Raw genomic sequence first — 5192 nt, 5'->3', positions numbered from 1 at the left:
GCCGACGCCAAAGTTCCTCAATGTCGGCGATGTCGTCACGCTCGGCATCGAAGGCCTCGGCGAGCAAAGGCAGGAGATCGTCGCGGCGTGAGGGCGGCCGAACTTCTCGGTGCCAACCACCGTCATTGCGAGGAGCGTCAGCGACGAAGCAATCCAGCTTTTTTCGCGGCCATATGGATTGCTTCGCTTCGCTCGCAATGACAGTTCATTGTTGGTGCCACATTAGGGACATTCCCATGAAACTCACCTTCTCCCCCGCCTCGCCGTTCGCGCGCAAGGTACGTATTGCCGCGATCGAGACCGGGCTGATCGACAGGATCGAATTCGTCGCCGCAACCGTCGCGCCGGGCCAGCCCAACGACCAGTATGCGCGCGACATCAATCCGCTGAAGAAACTGCCGGCGCTGATCCTGGATAATGGCGAGGTCGTCGTCGACTCCTACGTCATAACAGAATATCTCGACGAACTTGCCGGCGGCGGCAAGCTGATCCCAACCTCCGGCCCGACGCGGTGGAAGGTGAAGAGCGACCATTCCCTGCTCAACGGCATGCTGGATTCGATGCTGCTGTGCCGCTACGAGAAAATGGTGCGGCCGCAGGGGCTGCAATGGCAGGCATGGGCCGACGACCACTGGAACCGGGCCTGGACCGGCATGGCGCGGTTCGAGAACGCGCCGGACGTAGCGTCGCGGCCGCTCGATATCGTGCAGATCGCGCTTGTTTGCGTGCTCGGCTATGCCGATTTCCGTTTTGCCGATTGCGGCTGGCGCAAGGCCTACCCAAAGCTCGATGCGTTCCATCAAAAAATGCTGGAGCGGCCCTCGGTAAAAATCTCGGCGCCGCCGGCGGCCTAACCGTCAGGAACATCCATGAGCCTCAAATTCGCCGTCGGCGACCTCACCATCCACCGCATCATCGAGCAGGAAACCGCTTTCCTGCCGGCGCTCGACATGCTGCCGGGCCTGACGCCGGACCTGCTCGCCGGGAACAGGGCGTGGATGCGCGCATCCGGCGCGCTGGACGCCGACGACGTGCTGATCCTGTGTTTCCAGTCCTACGTGGTGAAGACGCCGCATCACACCATTCTGGTCGATAGCTGCATCGGCAATGACAAGCCGCGGCCGCTGCGCCCGAAATGGAACATGAAGACCGACGGCACCTATATGCGCGCGCTGAATGCGGCCGGCTTCGCGGTGAACGATATCGACTATGTGATGTGTACGCATCTGCATGTCGATCATGTCGGATGGAACACCCGGCTGGAGAATGGCCGCTGGGTGCCGACCTTTCCGAACGCGCGCCATGTGTTCGGAAAGACCGAGTTCGACTACTGGACCGGGCAGCACGCCAGGACGCCGGTGCCGCCGTTCGGCGACAGCGTGCTGCCGGTCGTCGAGGCCGGCAAGGCCGAAATCGTCCGCGACGATTACCAGATCGGCGATCATGCGCGCATTCTGCCGACACCTGGCCATACGCCGGGGCATGTCGCCTTCACCTTCGGCCGCGGCAGGGACGACGCGGTTTTCAGCGGCGACCTGATGCATTCGCCGCTGCAGGCGCGCTATCCCGAACTGTCGCCGAAATTCGACGTCGACCAGGCGCAGGCGGCGACGACCCGGCGCATTTTTCTGGAGCGCTATTGCGACACCGATACGCTGTGCTGCACCGCGCACTTCCCCTCGCCTTCCGCCGGGAAAATACGGCGCTCCGGAAATGGATTTTCCTGCGAGGCGGTTTAGTCCGACGCCGCGCTGCTATCACCTCTCCCCGCAAGCGCGGGGCGAGGGAGACGTTTCCGCTCAGTCGAACAGGCTCGGCGTGTGGTTCACCACCGCGCCTTCGATCGCCAGCATCTTCAGCTTTGTCACCACGCCGCCATTGGCGGAGAAGCCGCCGGGCTTGCCGCCTGCCGCCAGCACGCGGTGGCAGGGCACCACGATCGGACAAGGGTTGCGCCCGAGCGCCTGGCCGACATCGCGCGACAATTCGACGCCGCCGAGCTTTTTGGCGATATCGCCATAGGTCATGGTGCTGCCGGGAGGAATCGTCCGCGCGATGTCGTAGACGCCGCGGTTGAATTCGGGGACGCCGTCGAGATCGAGCACGACCTCGGCGAGATCATTCGGCTTGCCTTTGAGCAGCGCGATGATCCCCTCGATCGCGCGCTGCACCTCCGCCGTCGGCGGCGCCTCGCTGACATCGCCATCGCGCTGGCGGACGCGCCTGCGGGTCTTGTCCTCGCTGCCCATCGGCAGTTGCACGCCGGTGATGCCGCGCTCGCTCCAGACGATGCCGCAAGGTCCGATCGCGGTGTCGAATATCGCATAATGGTGACCGGTCATGGCTGGCTCCAGATGCCGTGGCTCCCCGTTCAAGAGCCTGGTGGCATGCTGCAATATGGGCTTGGAGATTGTTGCGATCCACCCGGATTCCGGGGAAACTTGGCAAGATCGACGACACGCCAGCCCTCCCTCTCACCGCCCGACGAGCCCCCATGCAAAGCCTGCACGTCAACGGATACGACATGGCCTATCTCGACATCGGCCGTGGCCCGCCGCTGGTCTGCGTGCACGGCTCGCTGAGCGATTTCCGGATCTGGTCGGCGGTGCTGGGTCCTTTGACGCGCCGGCATCGCGTGATCGCGCTGTCCTTGCGGCACTTCTTTCCCGACCATTGGGACGGGATCGGCGGCACCTATTCGATCGCCCAGCATGTCGACGACGTCATCGCCTTCATCGAGAAGCTCGACATAAAACCGGTCGACCTGATGGGCCATTCCCGCGGCGGGCACATCTCGTTTCGGGTAGCGCAAAGGCGGCCCGATCTGCTGCGCAGGCTGATCCTGGCAGAGCCCGGCGGCGAGCTTGACGGCACGCTCGATCCCGACTTCAAGCCGGGCCCCTCGCCGCTTGCCGCGCGCATCGCGGCGTCGGCTGCGGTGATCGCCCAGGGCGATATCGACGGTGGTCTGGAAATCTTCATAGACGCGCTCGAAGGCCCCGGCGCCTGGAAACGGCTGCCGGCGACGCCGAAGCAATTGCTGCGCGACAACGCGGTGACGCTGATCGGGCAGACCCGCGACAAGCGTCCACCGTTCTCCAGGGCGGATGCCGAGGCGATCAGGACGCCGACGCTGTTCATCGGCGGCGCCAATACCAGAGGCGCGTTGCCAAAAGTACTGCACGCGCTGGAAGCGCATGTGAAGGGGGCGCGGACCGAGATGATTCCCGGCACCACCCACCCGATGTTCGAACAGGCGCCGCAGAAATATTGCGAGATCGTGCTGGAGTTTCTGGCGGCATCATAACGCTCTACTGGCCCCTCCCCTCAAAGCTGTCTTGGCTAAACCGCGCCAGATACCCTTGACCCCAACTCCCGTCCGCACTAACGAATACGGAATTCCGTATTCTAAATGAGACGCCCCGGCCATGATCCCACTAGACCCGCTCCCCAACCTGATCGACCAGGTCTATGGGCGGATTCTGGAGGCGATCATCGATCGAACCCTGCCGCCGGGCCGGCGCATTCGGCAGAACGAGCTCGCGGACAAGCTTGGCGTGTCGCGCCAGCCGGTGTCCCATGCGCTGCATCTGCTGCATCGACAGGGCCTGGTGGCCGAAAGCGGCCGCCGCGGCTTTGAGGTGACGCAACTCGATCCCCGGCGCATCCGGCAGCTCTATGAGGTCCGCGGCGCGATCGACGGCCTCGCCGCGCGGCTGGCGGCGGGGCGGGTCAAGACCGATGCCTCCGGGCGCGCGCTTCTTGAAAAGGCGCTGCGCGCCGGGCGCGCGATCGATCGCAAGACGCCGCTGGCGCGGCTGATCGAACTCGAGGTCGATTTTCACGGCGCGATCTACCACCTCGCCGGCAATCCCGCGATCGAGGAAATGATCGCGCCGCAATGGCCGCATATGCGCCGCTCGATGGCAACCGTATTGGCCGAACTCGATTACCGCGACAGCGCCTGGGCCGAGCACGAAACGATCGCCGGGCACATTCTGGCCGGCAACGCCAAAGCGGCCGAGACCGCGGCGCTGGCGCACGCGCAGACGGCCGGACGAATGACGGAAGAGAAACTGAAGGCGACCGACAAGGCGGCGTAAGCCGTCATTCCGGGGCGTGACGAAGTCACGAGCTATGATGTGCAATTGCACATCGGGGAAAGACGAAAGTAAAGCGAAGCAGGAAATCAAGGAGGAGCCACCGTGAAACTGACCCAGCAGCAGATCGACGATTTCAACCGCGAGGGCTGGCTGTTCCTGCCCGAGCTGTTCAGCCAGGAGGAAGTGGATTTTCTGGCGCGCGAAGCCGTCGGCATCTACGACGCCAACCGCCCCGAGGTCTGGCGCGAGAAGAGCGGCGCGCCGCGCACGGCCTTTGCCGCGCATCTCTACAACGAGGCGTTCGGACTGCTCGGCGCGCACCCGCGCATGATCGAGCCGGTGGAGCAGATCTTTGGCGAGAAGGTCTACATGCACCAGTACAAGATCAACGCCAAATCCGCCTTCACCGGCGACGTCTGGCAGTGGCACCAGGACTATGGCACCTGGAAGCGCGACGACGGCATGCCGCAGCCCCGCGCGATGAACATCGCGATCTTCCTCGACGAGGTGATGCCGATCAACGGCCCCTTGATGCTGGTGCCGAGGAGCCAGCACGCCGGCGACTTGCAGGCCTCGCACGACCTCGCCACCACCTCCTATCCGCTGTGGACGCTGGATGAAGCAACCGTGACGCGGCTGGTGAAGGAAGGCGGCATCGTGGCGCCGACCGGCAAGGCCGGCGGCATGCTGATGTTTCACGGCAATCTGGTGCACGGCTCGGCCGGCAACATCACGCCCTATCCGCGCAAGATCGTCTACCTGACCCTGAACGCGGTCTCGAACTACATCCGCACCCCCACCCGGCCGGAATATATCGCCCATCGCGATTTCACGCCGATCCAGACCGTGGATGATGACGCGCTGCTGCGGCTCGCGCGTGCGCCAAGGCAGGCGGCGGAGTAGACACAGCCATCGTGCCCCGGACGCAGCGCAGCATGAAATGATGCGCTGCTGAGCCGGGGCCCACATTTTTTGACCTCCTCATGGGTCCCGGCTCTGCGGAGCAGAGTTGCACGCTGCACCGCGTCCGGGACACGTTCCACGTAATCATTCGGGATCAATTCACATGAACCTTTCCCGCCTCCTCGA

The 5192-nt window shown here is 64.1% G+C and carries 6 protein-coding genes; 5 read left to right on the top strand and 1 reads right to left on the bottom strand.

Going from position 1 to position 5192, the window contains the following annotated elements:
- Nucleotides 1-236 precede the first annotated feature (236 nt).
- Both WCE35_RS09835 and WCE35_RS09830 read left to right on the top strand, forming a co-directional pair.
- On the top strand, nucleotides 237-854 hold the full coding sequence (locus WCE35_RS09835) for a glutathione S-transferase (protein ID WP_424593150.1): 618 nt from the start codon (nucleotides 237-239) through the stop codon (nucleotides 852-854).
- A gap of 15 nt (nucleotides 855-869) precedes the next feature.
- Nucleotides 870-1739, top strand: coding sequence for an MBL fold metallo-hydrolase (locus WCE35_RS09830; RefSeq protein WP_424593149.1), 870 nt, complete (start codon nucleotides 870-872; stop codon nucleotides 1737-1739).
- A gap of 60 nt (nucleotides 1740-1799) precedes the next feature.
- Here WCE35_RS09830 and WCE35_RS09825 read toward each other — a convergent pair whose 3' ends face one another.
- Nucleotides 1800-2342: a methylated-DNA--[protein]-cysteine S-methyltransferase gene (locus WCE35_RS09825; RefSeq protein WP_424593148.1), complete on the bottom strand. Its 543-nt coding sequence runs from the start codon at nucleotides 2340-2342 to the stop codon at nucleotides 1800-1802.
- A 152-nt stretch (nucleotides 2343-2494) separates the two neighbouring features.
- On the opposite strand from WCE35_RS09825, the gene WCE35_RS09820 reads away from it, so the two are divergent.
- From WCE35_RS09820 to WCE35_RS09810, 3 genes are all read left to right on the top strand, one after another.
- Nucleotides 2495-3307, top strand: a complete 813-nt coding sequence (locus tag WCE35_RS09820; protein ID WP_424593147.1) for an alpha/beta fold hydrolase — start codon at nucleotides 2495-2497, stop codon at nucleotides 3305-3307.
- 121 nt (nucleotides 3308-3428) lie between these two features.
- Nucleotides 3429-4103: a GntR family transcriptional regulator gene (locus tag WCE35_RS09815; RefSeq protein ID WP_424593146.1), complete on the top strand. Its 675-nt coding sequence runs from the start codon at nucleotides 3429-3431 to the stop codon at nucleotides 4101-4103.
- 102 nt (nucleotides 4104-4205) lie between these two features.
- Nucleotides 4206-5006, top strand: a complete 801-nt coding sequence (locus tag WCE35_RS09810) for a phytanoyl-CoA dioxygenase family protein (protein ID WP_424593145.1) — start codon at nucleotides 4206-4208, stop codon at nucleotides 5004-5006.
- The last annotated feature ends 186 nt before the right edge of the window (nucleotides 5007-5192 follow it).

Source organism: Bradyrhizobium sp., from assembly GCF_049691595.1.
Classification (GTDB): Bacteria; Pseudomonadota; Alphaproteobacteria; order Rhizobiales; family Xanthobacteraceae; genus Bradyrhizobium.
This window is presented reverse-complemented; position numbering and strand designations above follow the sequence as displayed.